The sequence below is a fragment of the Variovorax boronicumulans genome, assembly GCF_030812215.1.
Taxonomy (GTDB): Bacteria; Pseudomonadota; Gammaproteobacteria; order Burkholderiales; family Burkholderiaceae_C; genus Variovorax; species Variovorax boronicumulans_C.
Map to the genome: position 1 here is coordinate 40,073 of NZ_JAUSSG010000018.1, position 18,080 is coordinate 58,152.

At 65.7% G+C, this 18,080-nt stretch carries 15 protein-coding genes; 13 read left to right on the forward strand and 2 right to left on the reverse strand.

The genetic code is table 11. The features are described 5' to 3' along the window. From J2W23_RS30810 to J2W23_RS30870, 13 genes are all read left to right on the forward strand, one after another. Entirely contained in the window at window positions 1-909 is a 909-nt protein-coding gene (locus tag J2W23_RS30810; protein WP_307651429.1) for a UPF0280 family protein, read from the forward strand. 20 nt (window positions 910-929) lie between these two features. Further along, window positions 930-1,571: an amino acid synthesis family protein gene (locus tag J2W23_RS30815; RefSeq protein ID WP_307651430.1), complete on the forward strand. Its 642-nt coding sequence runs from the start codon at window positions 930-932 to the stop codon at window positions 1,569-1,571. 39 nt (window positions 1,572-1,610) lie between these two features. Further along, complete coding sequence (locus J2W23_RS30820; RefSeq protein ID WP_124460448.1) at window positions 1,611-2,195, forward strand: amino acid synthesis family protein; 585 nt, start codon at window positions 1,611-1,613, stop codon at window positions 2,193-2,195. A gap of 62 nt (window positions 2,196-2,257) precedes the next feature. After that, the gene (locus J2W23_RS30825; RefSeq protein ID WP_176662036.1) at window positions 2,258-3,466 is read left to right on the forward strand and encodes an ABC transporter substrate-binding protein; all 1,209 of its coding nucleotides are present in this window, start codon (window positions 2,258-2,260) and stop codon (window positions 3,464-3,466) included. Window positions 3,467-3,546: 80 nt separating this feature from the next. Then, window positions 3,547-5,475 (forward strand): ABC transporter permease, encoded by a 1,929-nt coding sequence (locus tag J2W23_RS30830; protein ID WP_176662037.1) that lies wholly within the window; start codon window positions 3,547-3,549, stop codon window positions 5,473-5,475. Beyond that, a complete protein-coding gene (locus J2W23_RS30835) occupies window positions 5,472-6,266 on the forward strand; it encodes an ABC transporter ATP-binding protein (protein WP_307651431.1) in 795 nt (264 codons plus the stop codon). The genes J2W23_RS30830 and J2W23_RS30835 overlap by 4 nt, the downstream gene beginning before the upstream one ends. Beyond that, window positions 6,263-6,997, forward strand: coding sequence for an ABC transporter ATP-binding protein (locus tag J2W23_RS30840; protein ID WP_307651432.1), 735 nt, complete (start codon window positions 6,263-6,265; stop codon window positions 6,995-6,997). The genes J2W23_RS30835 and J2W23_RS30840 overlap by 4 nt, the downstream gene beginning before the upstream one ends. 32 nt (window positions 6,998-7,029) lie before the next feature. Further along, window positions 7,030-7,755 (forward strand): bifunctional nicotinamidase/pyrazinamidase, encoded by a 726-nt coding sequence (gene pncA, locus J2W23_RS30845; protein WP_176662039.1) that lies wholly within the window; start codon window positions 7,030-7,032, stop codon window positions 7,753-7,755. A 54-nt stretch (window positions 7,756-7,809) separates the two neighbouring features. Next, window positions 7,810-8,970, forward strand: coding sequence for an ABC transporter substrate-binding protein (locus J2W23_RS30850; protein ID WP_307651433.1), 1,161 nt, complete (start codon window positions 7,810-7,812; stop codon window positions 8,968-8,970). After that, window positions 8,948-9,460, forward strand: a complete 513-nt coding sequence (locus tag J2W23_RS30855; protein WP_307651434.1) for a (2Fe-2S)-binding protein — start codon at window positions 8,948-8,950, stop codon at window positions 9,458-9,460. The genes J2W23_RS30850 and J2W23_RS30855 overlap by 23 nt, the downstream gene beginning before the upstream one ends. Then, window positions 9,457-13,197 (forward strand): molybdopterin cofactor-binding domain-containing protein, encoded by a 3,741-nt coding sequence (locus J2W23_RS30860; protein ID WP_307651435.1) that lies wholly within the window; start codon window positions 9,457-9,459, stop codon window positions 13,195-13,197. Before J2W23_RS30855 ends, J2W23_RS30860 begins: the two co-directional genes overlap by 4 nt. Window positions 13,198-13,316: 119 nt before the next feature. After that, a complete protein-coding gene (locus J2W23_RS30865) occupies window positions 13,317-14,504 on the forward strand; it encodes a fumarylacetoacetate hydrolase family protein (protein WP_307651436.1) in 1,188 nt (395 codons plus the stop codon). A gap of 192 nt (window positions 14,505-14,696) precedes the next feature. After that, window positions 14,697-14,999: a hypothetical protein gene (locus J2W23_RS30870; RefSeq protein WP_307651437.1), complete on the forward strand. Its 303-nt coding sequence runs from the start codon at window positions 14,697-14,699 to the stop codon at window positions 14,997-14,999. Between the two features lie 56 nt (window positions 15,000-15,055). Here J2W23_RS30870 and J2W23_RS30875 read toward each other — a convergent pair whose 3' ends face one another. Both J2W23_RS30875 and J2W23_RS30880 read right to left on the reverse strand, forming a co-directional pair. Continuing rightward, window positions 15,056-15,469, reverse strand: coding sequence for a hypothetical protein (locus tag J2W23_RS30875; RefSeq protein WP_307651438.1), 414 nt, complete (start codon window positions 15,467-15,469; stop codon window positions 15,056-15,058). Then, window positions 15,466-18,080, reverse strand: a 2,615-nt coding sequence (locus J2W23_RS30880; RefSeq protein ID WP_307651439.1) for a LysM peptidoglycan-binding domain-containing protein, incomplete at its 5' end; no start/stop codon positions are given. The genes J2W23_RS30880 and J2W23_RS30875, both read right to left, overlap by 4 nt.

The window sequence follows — 18,080 nt, forward strand, 5'->3', positions numbered from 1 at the left end:
ATGTCCGCCCAACGCAGCGCGCTCGACGGCGGTCGCTGGCACTTCAACCACGGTCCGATCGACATCGTGGCCGAGGCGCACGGCGATCCCTACGCCGTCGCGGCCGCGCATGACGCGGCCTGGGCGCGCTTCGGCCATGTGCTCGACGAGCTGGTGCGCGAGCTGCCGCTGCTGCGCCTGCCGGTGACCGACAAGATGCGCCCGCGCGGCGTCGTCGGCCAGCGCATGTGGGATGCCTGCGCCGCGTTCGCCCCCATGTTCATCACGCCGATGGCGGCGGTGGCGGGATCGGTGGCGCAGGAGCTCATCGCGTTCTACGACCGCCCCGGCATCGAGCGCGCCTGGATCAACAACGGCGGCGACATCGCGCTGCACCTCGCGCCCGGCCAATCGGCGCGCGTGGGCGTGTTCGCCGACATCGCGCGCTTCGACTGGCGCAGCAGCAACAACAGCATCCTCACCACCGACGGCCAGTTCGAGCTGCATGCCGACGAGCCCGTGCGCGGCGTCGCCACCAGCGGCTGGCGCGGGCGCAGCTTCTCGCTGGGCATCGCCGACAGCGTGACGGTCCTGGCCGCCACCGCAGCGCAGGCCGATGCCGCAGCGACAGTGATCGCCAACGCCGTCGATGTCGACGATGCGCTCATCCAGCGCAAGCCCGCCAACGAATGCAAGGACGACAGCGACCTGGGCGACACCCTCGTCACCGTCGACGTGCCGCCGCTCGCACCGTCGCAGGTCAGGAGCGCACTCGATACGGGCGCGATCTGCGCCAAGGTCCTGCAAAAAGGGGGGCTCGCCTGGGCCGTTCTACTCGTTTGCCAGGGGCAGTTCCGACTTGTCGAGCCCTTATGCTCGAAGTCGCTGCAGACCGTGTTGCCGAAAACAGTTGGTTCAGTATTTGCTTAACGAAAGCAAGGTTCTTTTTCATGATCGAAATCCGTCGCGTCTTCACCCAAGTCGAGCACATCCACCACGAGTTCGGACCGCGTGCCGACACCCCGTTGGTGCGCGGTGCCATCGGCGCGGTGCTGACCAATCCCTTCGCGGGCCGCTACGAGCCCGACATCCTGCCGATGATGGCGCTGCTCGACCCCGTGGGCGTCGACATGGCGCACAAGCTGCACGCCGCGATGGACGTGTCGCTCGATCAGATTTCCACCTACGGCAAGGGCGCCATCGTCGGTGCCGACGGCGAGCTGGAGCACGGTGCACTCTGGCATGTGCCCGGCGGCTACGCGATGCGCGAACTGCTCGGCTGGAAGGGCAGCCGCGTCGCCTATACCGCGGGCATCGCCGAAGAGAAAAAAGGCCAGCCCGGCAACGCACTCTCCATCGTGCCCTCGACCAAGAAGGTCGGCCCGCCCGGCGCCGCACTCGACGTGCCGCTCACCAACATCAACGCGAGCTACGTGCGCGGCCAGTTCGACGCCATCGAGGTGCGCGTGCCCGGCGCGCCGGCTGCCGACGAGATCGTCTTCATCCTCGCGATGAGCACCGGCTACCGCGTGCATGCCCGCGTCGGCGGCCTGCTCGCGAAAGACATCAGCAAGTGGGACGGCCTGCGCTAAGCCCACGCATACAGAGACAAGACAAGGAACACACAGAACATGACCGCCAACATCCGCAAGCTCGTCATCCAGGTCGATGAAACCCGCAAGGAAATGGGGCAGGACGTGACGCCCCCCACGCGCCGTGCCGTCGCCATCGCCGTGATCGAGAACCCCTACGCCGGCCGCTACAGCGAGAACCTCGACGAGCTCATCGCCATCGGCGAAGAACTCGGCGCGCTGCTCGGCCAGAAGGCCGTGAAGGCGCTCGGCATCGAGCCCGGCCAGGCGCAGAGCTACGGCAAGGCCGCCATCGTCGGCGAGCGCGGCGAGCTCGAACATGCGGCCGCCATCCTGCACCCCAAGCTGGGCGCACCGCTGCGCGTGGCGGTCGAGAAGGGCGCGGCGCTCGTGCCTTCGGCCAAGAAGCAGGGAACGCTCGGCACCGCCATCGACGTGCCGCTCGGCCACAAGGACGCCGCCTTCGTGCGCAGCCATTTCGACGCCATCGAAGCCCGCGTGTCCGATGCGCCTCGCGCCAACGAAATCGTCGTCGCCGTGGCAGTTACCGACAGCGGCCGCCCGCTGCCGCGCATCGGCGGACTGCAGGCCAGCGAGATCAAGGGCGAAGACGGTCTCCGCTGATCCGTCTTCTTGCCATCACCACCGCACACGTGTTTTCTGTTCGAACCCCTAGGAGCTCCCCGATGAATCCATTGCGCCATGTCTTCTGCGCCGCTTCCGTCGTCACGCTGGCCACAGCCGCCCTCGTCCCCGCGCATGCGCAGGGCGTGATCAAGATCGGCGAAATCAACAGCTACAAGGCGCAGCCCGCCTTCCTGGAGCCCTACAAGAAGGGCATGGAACTGGCCGTCGACGAGATCAACGCCAAGGGCGGCATCAACGGCAAGAAGATCGAGCTCATCAGCCGCGACGACAACGCCAACCCCGGCGACGCGGTGCGCGTGGCCGAAGAGCTCATCTCGCGCGAGAAGATCGACGTGCTGGCCGGCGCGTTCCTCTCCAACACGGGCCTCGCGCTCACCGATTTCGCCAAGCAAAAGAAATTCTTCTACCTGGCCGCCGAGCCGCTCACCGACAAGATCGTCTGGAGCAACGGCAACAAGTACACCTACCGCCTGCGCCCCTCGACCTACATGCAGGTCGCGATGCTGGTGCCCGAGGCCGCCAAGCTCAAGAAGAAGCGCTGGGCGCTCGTGTACCCCAACTACGAATACGGCCAGTCGTCGGTCGCCACCTTCAAGACGCTGCTGAAGGCCGCGCAGCCCGATGTCGAGTTCGTCGCCGAGCAGGCGCCGCCGCTGGGCAAGGTCGACTCGGGCAGCGTGGTGCAGGCGCTGGCCGATGCCAAGCCCGATGCGATCTTCAACGTGCTGTTCGGCGCCGACCTCTCCAAGTTCGTGCGTGAAGGCAATACCCGCGGCCTCTTCAAGGACCGTGAAGTGGTGAGCGTGCTGACCGGCGAACCCGAATACCTCGACCCGCTGAAGGACGAAGCGCCCAACGGATGGATCGTGACCGGCTACCCGTGGAACGGCGTGAAGACGCCCGAGCACAAGGCCTTCCTCGATGCCTACCAGGCCAAGTTCAAGGACTATCCGCGCCTGGGCTCGGTGGTCGGCTACAGCGCCATCCACTCGATCGCGGCGGGCATCAAGAAGGCCGGCGGCACCGACACCGAAAAGCTCGTCGCAGCCTTCAAGGGCCTGCAGGTCGACACGCCCTTCGGCAAGATCAACTACCGCGCGCAGGACAACCAGTCCACCATGGGCGCGTATGTCGGCAAGACCAAGAACGACGGCGGCAAGGGCGTGATGGTCGACTACGTGTACCTCGACGGTGCCAAGTTTCAGCCGTCCGATGACGAAGTGAAGAAGATGCGCCCCGCAGACTGATTGCGCGGCTCCTGCAACGCGCCCGCCGTCGCTGATCGAGCGCGGCAGGGCGCGGTGTCTCCAGTTTCCTCAGGGTCCTTATGAGCTTTTCAGGCTTCGTTGTTCAGTTGCTCAACGGGTTGGCCGGCGCGTCCTCGCTTTTCCTCGTGGCGGCCGGTCTCTCGTTGATCTTCGGCGTGACGCGCATCGTCAACTTCGCCCATGGATCGTTTTTCATGGTCGGCATCTATGTCGCGTACACGCTCGTCGAGAAGCTGGGTTCGAGCCTGGGCTTCTGGCCCGCGCTGCTGATCGCGGCGCTCGCGGTCGGCGTGCTCGGCGCGCTGATCGAGGTGCTGCTCTTGCGCCGCATCTACAAGGCACCCGAGCTGTTCCAGCTGCTCGCCACCTTCGCGCTGGTGCTCGTCATCAAGGACGCGGTGCTGTGGCTCTGGGGGCCTGACGAACTGCTCGGCCCGCGCGCGCCGGGCCTGAAGGGCTCCATCGAAATCCTCGGCCGCCAGTTTCCTTCGTACGACCTGTTCCTGATCGTCGTCGGGCCGCTGGTGCTCGGCCTCGTCTGGCTGCTGCTCACCCGCACGCGCTTCGGCACGCTGGTGCGCGCCGCCACGCAAGACCGCGAGATGGTGAGTGCGCTCGGCGTCAACCAGGCCTGGCTCTTCACCGCGGTGTTCGCGCTCGGCGCATTGCTCGCGGGCCTGGGCGGTGCGCTGCAGCTGCCGCGCGAACCCGCCACGCTGGAGATGGACCTGAACACCATCGGCGCCGCGTTCGTGGTGGTGGTGGTCGGCGGCATGGGCTCCCTGCCCGGCGCCTATGTGGCGGCGTTGCTCATCGCCGAGATCAAGGCCGTGTGCATCTGGCTCGGCGTGGTGCAGATCTTCGGCATCGACGTGTCCTTCTCCAAGCTCACGCTGATGGTCGACTTCCTCGTGATGGCGATCGTGCTGGTGTGGCGCCCATGGGGCCTGTTCGGCCGGCCGCAGGCGCCCAGCCGCTACGTGGGCATGCAGGAGGAACCGCTGCGCCGCCCGAGCAACGCCTACCTCGTTGCCGCTGCGGTGCTCGCGCTGATGCTCGCGGTGCTGCCGCTGCTCACGGTGAATTCGCCCTACACCATGGTGCTGATGATCGACCTGCTGATCGCCGCACTCTTCGCGACCAGCCTGCACTTCATCATGGGCCCGGCGGGCATGCACTCGTTCGGCCATGCCGCGTACTTCGGGCTCGGCGCCTACGGCGCAGCGCTGCTGGTGCGCTCGCTGCACCTGCCGATGGAACTCGCATTGATCGTCGCGCCGGTCGTGGCCGCGCTCGGTGCGCTGGTCTACGGCTGGTTCGCGGTGCGGCTCTCGGGCGTCTACCTCGCGATGCTCACGCTGGCCTTCGCGCAGATCACCTGGGCCATCACCTACCAGTGGGACAGCTTCACGGGTGGCAGCAACGGCCTGACCGGCGTGTGGCCGTCCGAGTGGCTCTCGAACAAGCAGGCCTATTACTGGCTCACGCTGGTGCTCGTGGGCGCTGGCGTGTGGTGGCTGCGCCGCGTGCTGTTCTCGCCCTTCGGCTATGCGCTGCGCGCGGGCCGCGACTCGGTGCTGCGCGCCGACGCCATCGGCATCGACGTGAAGCGCATGCAATGGATGGCCTTTGTCATCGCCGGCACCGTGGCCGGCCTCGCGGGCGCGCTCTACGCCTTCTCGAAGGGCAGCATCTCGCCGGAAAGCCTGTCGGTCGGCAAGTCGGTCGACGGCCTCGTGATGGTGCTGCTTGGCGGCATCCAGACGCTCGCGGGCCCGGTGGTCGGCGCCGTCACCTTCACCTGGCTGCACGACACCGTGGCACGCAACACCGACTACTGGCGCGCGATGCTCGGCGCCATCATCCTGATCCTGGTGCTGCTGTTCCCGCAGGGCATTGCCGGCTCCGTCAAGCAACTCGTCGATCGCTGGCGTGCACCAAAGAATGAAACTGAAGCAGATGCCAAGCTCAAGGAGGTGAAAGCATGAGCCTCCTCAAAGTCGAAAACCTCGGCAAGTCCTTCGGCGGCGTGAAGGCCGTGGATGGCATCAGCTTCGAGCTGCCCGCGGGCGAGCTGCTCGCGCTCATCGGCCCCAACGGCGCGGGCAAGTCCACCACCTTCAACATGGTCAATGGCCAGTTGAAGGCCGACCAGGGCTCCATCACGCTCGACGGCCACGAGCTCGTGGGCCGCAAGCCCCGCGAGATCTGGCGCAAGGGCGTGGGCCGCACCTTCCAGATCGCCGAAACCTTTGCCTCGCTCACCGTGGTGGAGAACGTGCAGATGGCCTTGCTCTCGCACGACCACAAGCTGTTCTCGATGTGGCGCCGTGCGGCCGACCACAAGCGCGACGAAGCGCTCGCGCTGCTCGACCAGGTCGGCATGAAGTCGCAGGCCGACCGGCCCTGCAGTGTGCTGGCGTACGGCGACGTGAAGCGTGTCGAGCTCGCCATCGCAATGGCCAATTCGCCCAAGCTGCTCCTGATGGACGAGCCCACCGCCGGCATGGCGCCCAAGGAGCGCAACTCGCTCATGGCGCTGACCAAGGACCTCGTCATTCAACGCGGCATGGCCGTGCTCTTCACCGAGCACAGCATGGACGTGGTGTTCGCGTACGCCGACCGCATGATCGTGCTCGCGCGCGGCCGCCTCATCGCGCAGGGCAAGCCGCTGGAGATCCGCGACCATCCGAAGGTGCAGGAGGTGTACTTCGGCAGCGGCAAGACATTCGAGAAGATCGCAGAGAAAGCCGCAGCGCTTGGAGTGACAACCGCATGAGCACGCACGAACCTCTCTTGCAGGCCAAGGCGCTGTGCGCCTGGTACGGCGCCGCGCAGATTCTTTACGACGTCGACCTCGACGTTCGCCGCGGCGAAGTCGTCGCGCTCATGGGCCGCAACGGCGCGGGCAAGTCGACCACGCTGAAGGCGCTGATCGGCATGCTCGCCAAGCGCCGCGGCGCGGTACGTTTCCTCGGTCACGACATTTCGAAGAGCGAGCCGCACCACGCGGCGCGCCTGGGCCTCGGCTTCGTGCCCGAAGACCGGCGCGTGTTCACCGACCTCACGGTGATGGAGAACCTGGAAGTCGGCAAGCAGCCCGCGCGCCAGTGGGCCGACGGCACCGAGGCGCCGCTGTGGACGCCCGAGCGCCTGTTCAAGCTCTTCCCCAATCTCGGCGAAATGCCCAACCGTCCCGGCGGCCGCATGAGCGGCGGCGAGCAGCAGATGCTCACCGTCGCGCGCACGCTCATGGGCAACCCCTACCTCGTGCTGCTCGACGAGCCTTCCGAGGGCGTGGCGCCCGTCATCGTCGAGCAGATGGCCAACATGATCCTGGAGCTCAAGGCGCAGGGCGTGAGCATCCTCTTGTCGGAGCAGAACATGCACTTCGCCGAGCTTGTGTCCGACCGCGCCTATGTGCTGGAGAAGGGCCAGATCCGTTATCACGCCACGATGGCCGACCTGGCGGCCAACGAGGAAGTGCGCCGCGCGTATCTCAGCGTCTGATCGTTTTCTTCAACCTCACCGGAGTCCACACCATGCATCGCAGAACCGTATTGAAGTCCGCCGCTGCCCTCGGGCTCATGAGCGGCCTCGGCAGCTTCGGCCTTTCGGCCTTCGCGGCCGGCAAGATCAAGCCCGGCGCCAAGGCCGCGCTCATCGTGGTCGATGTGCAGAACTGTTTTCTCGACGGCGGCACGCTCGCGGTGAAAGGCGGCAACGAGGTGATCCCGGTCATCAACGCGCTGGCGCCCGCGTTCGAGAACATCGTCGTCACGCAGGACTGGCACACCGCGGGCCACGCCTCCTTCGCGAGCACCTACTCGGGCAAGAAGCCTTTCGAGACCACCAAGCTCAACTACGGCACGCAGGTGCTGTGGCCCGACCACTGCGTGCAGGGCACCGAAGACGCCGCGCTCGGCAAGGACCTGAAGGTGCCGACCGCGCAGCTCATCATCCGCAAGGGCTTCCACAAGGAGATGGACAGCTACTCGGCCTTCGAGGAAGCCGATCACAAGACGGCCACGGGCCTGGCGGGCTACCTCAAGGCGCGCGGCATCAAGACCGTGTTCGTCACCGGGCTGGCCACCGACTTCTGCGTGGCCTGGACCGCGATGGACGCGCGCAAGGCGGGCTTCGAGGCCTACGTGATCGAAGACGCCACGCGCGGCATCGACCTCAACGGCTCGCTCGCCGCCGCATGGAAGCAGATGACGGCCAAGGGCGTGAAGCGCATCCAGTCGGCCGATATCCAGAGCACCTGAGGTGCATTCATTTTTTCGCAACGGCGACAACAACAACTCAGAGACAAACGACGCATGAAGCTTTCGATTTCAAGGCGCGCCATGGTGGCGGGCGGCGCAGCCCTGGCGCTGGGCCCCGGTCTCCTGCGGTCGGCACGCGCGGAGAACGGCGTGACCGACACCACCATCCGCATCGGCCAGTCGGCCGTGTTCAGCGGGCCGGCCAAGGATTTCGGCGTCGATTACCGCGCGGGCATCAAGCTCTACTTCGACCGCGTCAACAAGTCGGGCGGCATCAACGGCCGCAAGATCGAACTCGTCACCTACGACGATGCCTACGATCCCGCGAAGACGGCGGTGAACACCGCCAAGCTGATCGACGAGGACAAGGTCTTCGCGCTCACCGGCTTCGTGGCCACCGGCAACCTCGCCGCGGCGATGCCGCTCGCCGAGAAGGCGGGCGTGCCGATGTTCGCGCCGCTGGTGGGCACCACCTCGTTCCGCACCAAGGTCAACCGCTACCTGTTCCACGTGCGCGCGGGCTACGACCTGGAGCTGCGCAAGATCATCAGCCACCTCTCGACCATCGGCATCTCGTCGATTGCGGTGGTGTTCCAGGACAGCCCTTTCGGCAAGTCGAACCTCGCCACCTGCGAGCAGCTCGCGGCCGAGTACAAGGTGCAGGTGGTCAAGACGCTGCCGCTGGCCATCACCGCGGAAGACGCGAAACAGGTCGCCACCGAGATATCGGCCGCCAAGCCCGGCGCGGTCGTGATGATCATGGCTGGCCGCATGGTCGAGACCTTCATTCGCGACTACCGCGCGGGTGGCGTGGGTGCGCCGCTGTACACGCTGTCGGTCGGCATCACCGATGCGGCCGGCTCGGCCAAGCGCCTGGACGGCAAGCTCGCGGGCCTGGTCACGGCCAGCATCGTGCCGCCGCCGAACGCGCAGCGCGTGCCGATCGTGGCCGACTACCAGCGCGACCGCGCCGAGTTCGGCGAGAAGATCGACAGCTACACCACGCTGGAGGGCTACATCGTCGCGCGCGTGATGGTCGAGGGCCTGCGCCGCGCGGGCAAGACGCTCACCCGCGACAGCTTCATCGCCGGGCTGGAGAGCATCGGCAGCACGCGCTTCGGTGACTTCCCCATCGACTACAGCGCGAAGAACCACAACGGCTCGACCTTCGTGGACCTGGAGATGTACACCCGTGACGGCCAGTTGCGGCGCTGAGCAGCCGCTGCACCTGCAGGTCAACGGCCAGGCGTGCTCTCTCGCAAGCGTGCCGCGCGAGGCGTCGCTGCTGCAGTTCCTGCGCAACGACCTCGGGCTCAACGGGCCCAAGTACGGCTGCGGGCTGGGGCAATGCGGGGCGTGCACGGTGCACGTCGATGGCGTGGCCGCGCGGTCGTGCGTGATCCCTGCGCATGGCGTGGCGGGTCGCGACGTCATCACGCTCGAAGGACTGGGTTCCCGCGGGCGCTGGCATCCGGTGCAGGCCGCCTTCGAAGACGCGCAGGCCGCGCAGTGCGGCTACTGCCTCAACGGCATGGTGATGCAGGCGGCGGCGCTGCTTGCGCGCGATCCGCATGCGAATGAAGCGCGCATCCGCAGCGAGCTGTCGGGCAACCTGTGCCGCTGCGGCACGCACATTGAAATCCTCGATGCGGTGCAGCGTGCGGCCGTGCGCATGAGCGCATCGCACGAAGACAAGGCCGCATGACGCGCCGCGCCGACCTGCCGCAGACCCGCGCGGAGTTTCTTTCCGCTGATGGCGTGCTGCTCGTGGTGCGCGAGACGCCGCCGGCACCGGCACCTGCCAAAGGCCAACCCGCGGCGGTTGCCGGTAACCCCATCGAGGGCGACGAGATCCTGATCGCCGTATGGGACGACGGCAGCGTCTCGGCGCTCAACGGCCACGTCGATCTCGGCACTGGCATCCAGACCGCGCTCGCGCAGATCGTGGCCGAGGAGCTCGACCTCGGCATGCCCTGCGTGCGCATGATGCTGGGCGACACGGCGCGCGTGCCCAACCAGGGCGCGACGATCGCGAGCGCCTCCATCCAGATCCATGCGCAGCCGCTGCGCCTCGCCGCCGCGCAGGCGCGCGCATGGCTGCTGGCGCGCGCGGCCGAACGCCTGGGCGTTGCGGTCGATGCACTGCAGGTGCGCAACGGCGTGGTGCGCGTCGCCGAGGCACCGGACCGCCACGTCAACTACGCGGACCTCGTGGCGCACCAGCGCACCGTGCTGCGCCTGGACCCCGGCGCGAAGCCCAAAGACCCGGCCGACTACCGCATCGTCGGCACGCGCCAGGCGCGCGTGGACATTCCCGCCAAGCTCGCGGGCGAGCTCGTGTTCGTGCACGACATGCGCGTGCCCGGCATGCTGCACGGCCGCGTGGTGCGCCCGCCGTACGCGGGCGCGGACCACGGCGAGTTCATCGGCAACACGCTCGAGTCGGTCGATGAATCGTCGATTGCGCACATCCCCGGCATCCGCGCCGTGGTCGTGATCCGCGATTTCGTCGGCATCGTCGCCGAGCGCGAGGAGCATGCGGAACAAGCACTGCGCGAACTGCGCATCACGTGGAAGCCATGGCCCGGCATGCCCGATCTCGGCGACCTCGCCCAGGCCCTGCGCGACAACCCGTCGACGCAGCGCCTGCTGGTGGACGAAGGCGATGTCGATGGCGCCATCGCCTCGGCCGCGCAGCCGATGCATCGCACCTACGTCTGGCCGTACCAGATGCACGCGTCCATCGGCCCCTCGTGCGCGCTCGCCGACTGGCAGCCGGCCGACGGCAGCGGCATGCAGTTGCGCGTGTGGGCAGGTTCGCAGAACCCGCATGTGCTGCGCGCCGATCTCGCCAAGCTCATGGCCGTGGACGACATTCAAGTCGACGTGGTCCGCATGGAAGCCGCGGGTTGCTACGGCCGCAACGGTGCCGACGACGTGGCGGCCGATGCGGCATTGCTCGCACGCGCCGTCGGCATGCCGGTGCGCGTGCAGCTCACGCGCGAGCAGGAGCATGCGTGGGAGCCCAAGGGTGCCGCACAGTTGATGGAAGTCGATGGCGGCCTGATGGCCGATGGGCGCATCGCCGCCTATGACTTCGAGACCTCGTACCCATCGAACGGCGCGCCCACGCTCGCGCTGCTGCTCACGCGCACCATCGAGCCGGTGGCGCAGGCCTACGAGATGGGCGACCGCACCGCGCGCCCGCCGTACAGCTACGACAACCTGCGCGTGAAGGTCAACGACATGGCGCCGATCGTGCGCGCCTCGTGGCTGCGCGGCGTGTCGGCGCTGCCGAGTTCGTTCGCGCACGAGTCGTACATCGACGAACTGGCGACGGCGGCGGGTGTCGATCCTGTGCAGTTCCGCTTGCAGCACCTGAACGATCCGCGCGCAGTCGAACTCGTGCAGGCCACCGCGCAGAAGGCCGGCTGGCGCATGCGCACCGGGCCGCAGGAGAACGCGGACGGCGGGCTCGGCGAGGGCGGCGACATCCTCTTCGGCCAGGGCTTTGCATACGCGCGCTACATCCACAGCAAGTGGCCGGGCTTCGGCGCGGCATGGGCCGCGTGGGTGGCCGACGTCGAGGTCAACCGCAAGACCGGCGAGGTGCATGTGCGCCGCGTGGTGGTGGGGCACGACGCGGGGCTGATGGTCAACCCTGCGGGCGTGGAGCACCAGGTGCACGGCAACGTGATCCAGACCACGAGCCGCGCGCTGATGGAAGAAGTGAAGTTCGCGCCGCAGCAGGGCACCGCACCCGGCGGTGCGCAGGTGCCCGGCGTGCTGCCGACCGGCGTGGTCGCGAGCCGCGAGTGGGGCAGCTACCCGATCATCAACTTCCGCGACGTGCCGGTGATCGAGGTGATGCACATGCCGCGGCCGGGCGAGCCGTCGCTGGGCGCGGGCGAGTCGTCGTCGGTGCCGGGGACGGCGGCGATCGCGAATGCGATCTTCGATGCAACGGGGGTGCGGTTCAGGGCGCCGCCGTTCACGCCGGAGACGGTGCTGGCGGAGTTGAATCGGGAGTTTCTTCCTCCTCCGCCGGGGGAGGGCGGGGGTGAGCGGCGCTCGGATGGCGATGCGGCCTTGCCGTCATCCCAACCTTCCCCCAGGGGGAAAATAAGCGACGCACCGTGGCCCCGACGCAAGGGCCTTTGGGCCACCGGCGCTGCGCTCTTCATCGGCGTCGTCGCGGGCCTGCTCGGCTGGCGCTCCGCCATCGCCCCCGTTTCGCTCACCGCGCCTGTCTACAGCGAGGCCACCATCGAACGCGGCCGCGTGCTCGCCGCGCTCGGCGACTGCGCGGTGTGCCACACCGCACCCGGCGGCGCACCCAACGTAGGGGGCCGCGCGATGGACACGCCCTTCGGCACGCTCTACACCACCAACCTCACGCCCGATGCCGACACCGGCCTCGGCCGCTGGTCGTTCAGTGCGTTCCAGCGCGCGATGCGCGAAGGCGTCTCGCGCGACGGCCATCACCTGTATCCGGCGTTCCCCTACACCGCATTCGCCAAGACCAGCGACGACGACCTGCAGGCGCTGTATGCGTACTTCATGTCGATGCCCGCGGTGCGCTCGGAAACGCCGAAGTCCGAGCTCAAGTTCCCGTTCAGCATGCGGCCGCTGATGGCCGGATGGAACGCGCTCTTCCACGACCCCACGCCCTTGCAGCCCGTTGCCACGCAAAGCGCGGAGTGGAACCGCGGCGCGTACCTCGTCAACGGCCTGGGCCATTGCGGCGCGTGTCACACACCGCGCAACGCACTCGGCGCGGAGCAGGGTGGCAGCGCGTTCCTCTCGGGCGCGATGGTCGATGGCTGGGAAGCGCCCGCGCTCACGCACCTGTCGAAATCCGCCGTGCCGTGGGACGCGGATGAGCTGTATCGGTACCTGCGGAGCGGCCACACGCAGCGCCACGGCATCGCCGGCGGCCCGATGGCCGAGGTGGTGCGCGAGCTCGGCCAGGTGTCCGATGCCGACGTGCGCGCCATGGCGACCTACCTCGGCTCGTTCAACCCGACGCCGGCCGCCGAACCGCAAGCGCTCGCGCAACAGGCCATCGACAATGCGGCGCGCACGCAAGGCCAACTGCTCGGCCCCGCGCAGCGCATGTTCGACAGCGCCTGTGCCTCGTGCCATCACGACGGCAACGGCCCCACGCTACTGGGCGTGAACACGCCGCTCGCGCTCAACAGCAGCCTCACGAGCGCACATCCCGACAACCTGCTGCGCACCATCCTCGATGGCGTGCGCGATCCGGCGACTCGCGACATCGGCTTCATGCCGGCCTTCCGCGAGGCGCTCGACGACCGGCAGATCGCCGAGCTGGCCGGCTACATGCGCGCGCGTTTCGCGCCGCAGGAGCCGGCGTGGACCGACCTGCCCGGGCAGGTGGCACGCGCCCGCGCCGCCAAGGCGCACGGCGCGGGGCACTGAGCCGAGTGCCCCGGAGCGCCCGCGGGCGCACCGCCGACGCTACGATGCGGCGTCGCGCATCGGCCTCGTCGTTCGTTCGCGCGCTGCACCGAACACCTTCAACGGAGACACACAGCACCATGGCCCTGAACCTCACGTCCTCGAACAGCCTTCCCAGCGACGCCGACCGCGCCACACTGGTCGGCCGCATCTGGCAGCCCGATGTGGGCCCGGTGCTGGTGGCCGCGCACGAAGGCGGCCTGCACGACCTGTCGAAGCTCGCACCCACCATGAGCGATCTGCTCGAAGCCAAGGGCTCGCCATCCGCCGCCGTGCGCGATGCGCTCAAGAGCGGCAAGGCACCGCGCATCGCCGCGCTCGATGCCGTGCTCGCCAACAGCGACGAGACCGCACGCGACAACGCCAGGCCCTGGCTGCTCGCGCCGTGCGACCTGCAGGTCATCAAGGCGAGCGGCGTGACCTTCGTGGCGAGCCTGCTCGAACGCGTGATCGAGGAGCAGGCGCGCGGCGATGCATCGAAGGCCGAAGCCACGCGCGCGGCCATCGGCAAGGTGCTGGGCGACAACCTCGCGGACATCGTGCCCGGCTCGCCCGAGGCCGCGAAGGTCAAGGAGGTGCTGATCGCGCAGGGCGTGTGGTCACAGTACCTCGAGGTGGGCATCGGCCCCGATGTGGAAATCTTCACCAAGGCCCCGGTGCTCGCCGCCGTGGGCACCGGCGCCGACGTGGGCATCCATTCGGGCTCGGTCTGGAACAACCCCGAGCCCGAGGTCGTGCTCGCGGTCAACAGCCGCGGCGAGACGCTGGGCGCTGCACTCGGCAACGACGTCAACCTGCGCGACTTCGAAGGCCGCAGCGCGTTGCTGCTGGGCAAGGCGAAGGACAACAACGCCTCGTGCGCGATCGGCCCGTTCATCCGTCTCTTCGACGATCACTTCGGCATTGCCGATGTGCGCCGCATCACCGTGGCGCTCGAAGTGACGGGGCCCGAGGGCTTCGTGCTCGAAGGCTCGAGCTCGCTCACGAAGATCAGCCGCGATCCGCTGGACATCGTGTCGCAGGCTGTCGGCATTCACCACGACTACCCTGATGGCTTCATGCTGTTTCTCGGCACGATGTTCGCGCCGACGCAGGATCGTCATGGGCCGGGGCAAGGGTTCACGCATGTCGTGGGGGACCATGTGCGCATCGGTGCGCCGGAGCTTGGTGCGTTGTTCAACCGGGTTGTGCATGCGGATCAGGCGCCGCGCTGGACCTTTGGGTTGAGCGCGCTGATGCGAAATCTTGGTGGGCGCGGGCTGGTGTAGTTGCTGGGACGAAAGCCGCAGATTTCTCCGCAGAGACTCTGCGGCTTTGTCGCTCGTGCCTCCATTTTTTGGCGGCTCGAGCAGGGAGCCGCAAGGTTCGCCGGTTTGCGCAAGCAGTTCCCGGTACGCCAACCTGTTCGAGCTGCCGCCCCCAATTGGCGTTGGGGGCGGTGGTCTTACAAACCGAACTGCTTGGAGGCCTTCAAGGCTCACGTTCCTTCGTTCCCCGAATCTCCCGAAATCGACACAGCCGAATTGCTCGCGCTACGCGCATGCGATGGCATCGACAGCCTTCGCGTTGTGCAACGTGCGTACGCATGCCTTGAAAATCTCATCGGCCCACAGCACACGAGCGACACGGAAGAGGTCTATTCGAGCCGCTCTGAACTCAGCGCGTTGATGGGGCTGGTCAATGAGAAGTTGCAGCGGCGGATCGAAACGGCTGATGCCACGATTCAGTCGTTGCGTGTTGCTCTGAAAGAGGAGGGTGCTTAATGCGGATTTACGAGGCCATTAACACTCAACTTTGCAAGCCCAGTTCGTGCAATGCATTAGTCTTCCGCAGTAATCGATCTGCAACAACGAATGCCAAGGGCCATTAACGCATCTGCGAGCTCTTGCGAAAAATCCATGAAGCCTTGTGCGTTCATAGGTTTTTCGTGAATAAAAGATCTGACAAACTCACCACTCTGATCTATCAATAGATTCAAGGGTGAATTTGTATTGCAAATAACTTCAAGGCGATACTCTTCGTCTTCTTCGTCTTGCGGCCCCAAGAGTAGAAAATTAACTTCACCTGTGCTGGCTTCATAGGCGGGTATCTCATCATATCGACCGCTGGTTTCTTCATTGAATTGAAGGCCGGTGACTTGGGCTATATTTTTAATAAATTCATCAAATGTCGCTGTGCGAAAAATAATTACCACGGCGGAAATAAAAATGGATTGAGTGCTATCTGCTTTCATTTAAATTTACCAAGTGGCAAGTATGTCTGTGGGTCATTATTTTTTCGACTCATTGCTTCTTCGCTCCAAATTCTAAACTCTGGCGCGCCTGACTTCATTCCTGAAAGAATTGGGTTGGAGCGCAATTGCTCATCGAATTTATCAAGCACACCTCTTAGCGAGGGATCGAACCGTGGAGCATTGTCTCGATTGATGAATGTTTTATTTCCATAACGCGCCGCCAACTTATCACTCACTACAAAAAAGTCAGCGTCATATCCTTGCTCGCCGCTGTATGACTGATATTTTTCTGCACGATTTTTCTGATAGGCAACCTCTCCGTCAAAGGCCACTCTGTTTCCATTGGCGTCGATTTTGTGCTCACCCTTCAGTCCGCTTGCAAGACTTCCCCGAAATCCAACTCTTGCATCTGGGTCAAGCCTTAGGAATGCATCGACTGCAGGTTGGGCAACGTTGTCGATTTGCTCGACGATTTTTGCCCGCGAGGCATTCCCCCGAAGAATAAGCTCTGTTTCTAGAGCCTCGTTTGGAACCAGATGAGGCGGACCTCGGCGTAAGCCGCTAGCGGCAGCAGTTCGGCCACTGCCTCCCATTGGAGCGACCAAACTATCAATCGGCGCAGCAATATCAGTAGCCATCGAGGCGGTTCTGATGTTGCCGCTTGCCAGCATCGTGATCGAAGCCGCAACACCTCCTAGCGCCATATTGCCTTGGCCGCTAAGGTAGTTCAGCAACGCGCTGTCGGTTGACTCCTGAACGCCGTCTATTCGAGGATCCCAGCCACGAAGTTGTGGCGTGTTGCGCGCTTGCTGCAGAGCAATCTCGTCAGCAAGCGTACGCGGCCGCAAATTCAGCAAAGAAGTATCCCGCGGTGCGAAAACACTGGCACTGTCGAATGCCGTTTCCTTGGCTGTCGCAGTTGCAGTCTGAGCCGCATCCGACTGTTGTTGCGCGCGGTCCGCGGCATTTTTCAAGCTTTCGCCCAGGGCAATGTCTTTTCCATGCACACCCAGTCCGTTCGTGGCAGCAGGTGTGCCGACACCTGGCAAGGCGATGTCCCAATCACCGCCTACAGTACGCGGGTTCTTGATGCCGTTGATCTCGATGAGCTGACCCACATAGTTGTTGATGTCACGCTGGCTGGCACCCGAGCCAAGCTGTGCCCGCGCAATGCGCTCCATCGAACCACCATAGTCACCTGCACGTACCGTGCTGGCCTGTGTCGACATCCTGTCTTGCCAGCCCAAGATGCCATTGCCCGAGGGCTCGATGCCATAGCCTGTTGGGGTTCCGCCGCTGTCGACATAGGTTGGCAACCCAGCCGGATTGATGCCAGCGCGTCGCGCTGCTGCATCCTGCGAGAAGTTCCGCCCATTGACCATCGGCACACCACCGTTGGCATGGACGCCGTTGAAGTTGTTGTTCCGCGCAAGGAATGAATCCAGCGGGTCCGCATCGCTCATGCGATCCATCTGGTTCTCGTACCTGCTGCTGCTCGGGTTGTTGGTGCTGTTGGCCCAAGCCAGGCTGTCCCCAATGATGTTCCCGAAGGCGTCCGACGCCAGAGTCGTTGTGCTGATCTTTCCGCCGCGCACAACCTGCGCAGCGAGGCTGCCGCCCAGACCCGAGGCCAGACTCTTGCCAAGCTCAAAGCCGGTGAGAGATGGGTTGTAGTCCATCGCTGCATTCAAACCTTGGCCTATGCCCGCGCTCACGGCACTGGCCGCCACGCTCTTCCAACTGAACTTGTCCTGCAACCCCGTTGCCACCGCAATGCCCTGCGAAGCCGCATTGCCGATGGCGCCGCGCACGATGGCATTCCCTATGACCCCGGCTGTGGTCCCGGCATCGAAGAGGTTGATGCCGCCGACAGCACCGGAGATGCCTCCACCGATGGCTGCGAGCGCCACAGCTTTCCAACTGAAGCTGTCCTGAACGCCGATGGCAATTCCCACAGCTTGGCCAGCGATCGAACCCACGGCTCCACCTACGGCATAGCCGGCAATGTTGCCGAGCACGCCTGCGGCCGCACCCCCTGTGAAATACGTCACCACCGCAGCCACAACAATGACGATGACCTGTCCAAGTCCCCCACACCCCTTGTCCTGCTTGGGCTGAGGCAGATCCAGCATGGTGGGCGTGATGTCCCCCACCAGCTTGCTCGGGTCATAAGGCGTGAAGGTGTTGACGTTGCTCGCGTTGGACAACACCACCGGCAGCGTCAGCGCCTGGCCGTTGACCAGGTCTGCGTTGTCCGAGAGGCCATTGGCCTCGGCGATGCGGTACCACAGGCTCGGATCGCCGTAGGCGGACTTGGCAATGCTCTGCAGCGTGTCGCCCTCGCGCACCACCCACACCCCCGGGTTGGTGCCCAGCCCGCTCATGCGCTGGCTCGCAAAGTCGAAGGTGGCATGCGCGCTGTAGCCCAGCAGCGTGTAGTTGGGAGCCCCGTTAAGCGGCACGCGAGCGGCGACCGTCTCGCCGTACTGCCCCAGCGCCTCGCCGTTGACGACCAACTGGCGCTGGATGTGGTTGCCCGTGCCGTCGTCGGTCCACAGCATCCGCCCGCCCGCGTCGTAGACGAAGTTGCGGTTGCGCGCACTCGTGTTGA

Coding starts and splice junctions, on each gene's coding strand:
- J2W23_RS30860 (WP_307651435.1), top strand. CDS start 9,457: ATGACGCGCCGCGCCGACCTGCCGCAGACCCGCGCGGAGTTTCTTTCC.
- J2W23_RS30835 (WP_307651431.1), top strand. CDS start 5,472: ATGAGCCTCCTCAAAGTCGAAAACCTCGGCAAGTCCTTCGGCGGCGTG.
- J2W23_RS30865 (WP_307651436.1), top strand. CDS start 13,317: ATGGCCCTGAACCTCACGTCCTCGAACAGCCTTCCCAGCGACGCCGAC.
- J2W23_RS30820 (WP_124460448.1), top strand. CDS start 1,611: ATGACCGCCAACATCCGCAAGCTCGTCATCCAGGTCGATGAAACCCGC.
- J2W23_RS30815 (WP_307651430.1), top strand. CDS start 930: ATGATCGAAATCCGTCGCGTCTTCACCCAAGTCGAGCACATCCACCAC.
- J2W23_RS30850 (WP_307651433.1), top strand. CDS start 7,810: ATGAAGCTTTCGATTTCAAGGCGCGCCATGGTGGCGGGCGGCGCAGCC.
- pncA (WP_176662039.1), top strand. CDS start 7,030: ATGCATCGCAGAACCGTATTGAAGTCCGCCGCTGCCCTCGGGCTCATG.
- J2W23_RS30825 (WP_176662036.1), top strand. CDS start 2,258: ATGAATCCATTGCGCCATGTCTTCTGCGCCGCTTCCGTCGTCACGCTG.
- J2W23_RS30840 (WP_307651432.1), top strand. CDS start 6,263: ATGAGCACGCACGAACCTCTCTTGCAGGCCAAGGCGCTGTGCGCCTGG.
- J2W23_RS30875 (WP_307651438.1), bottom strand. CDS start 15,469: ATGAAAGCAGATAGCACTCAATCCATTTTTATTTCCGCCGTGGTAATT.
- J2W23_RS30830 (WP_176662037.1), top strand. CDS start 3,547: ATGAGCTTTTCAGGCTTCGTTGTTCAGTTGCTCAACGGGTTGGCCGGC.
- J2W23_RS30810 (WP_307651429.1), top strand. CDS start 1: ATGTCCGCCCAACGCAGCGCGCTCGACGGCGGTCGCTGGCACTTCAAC.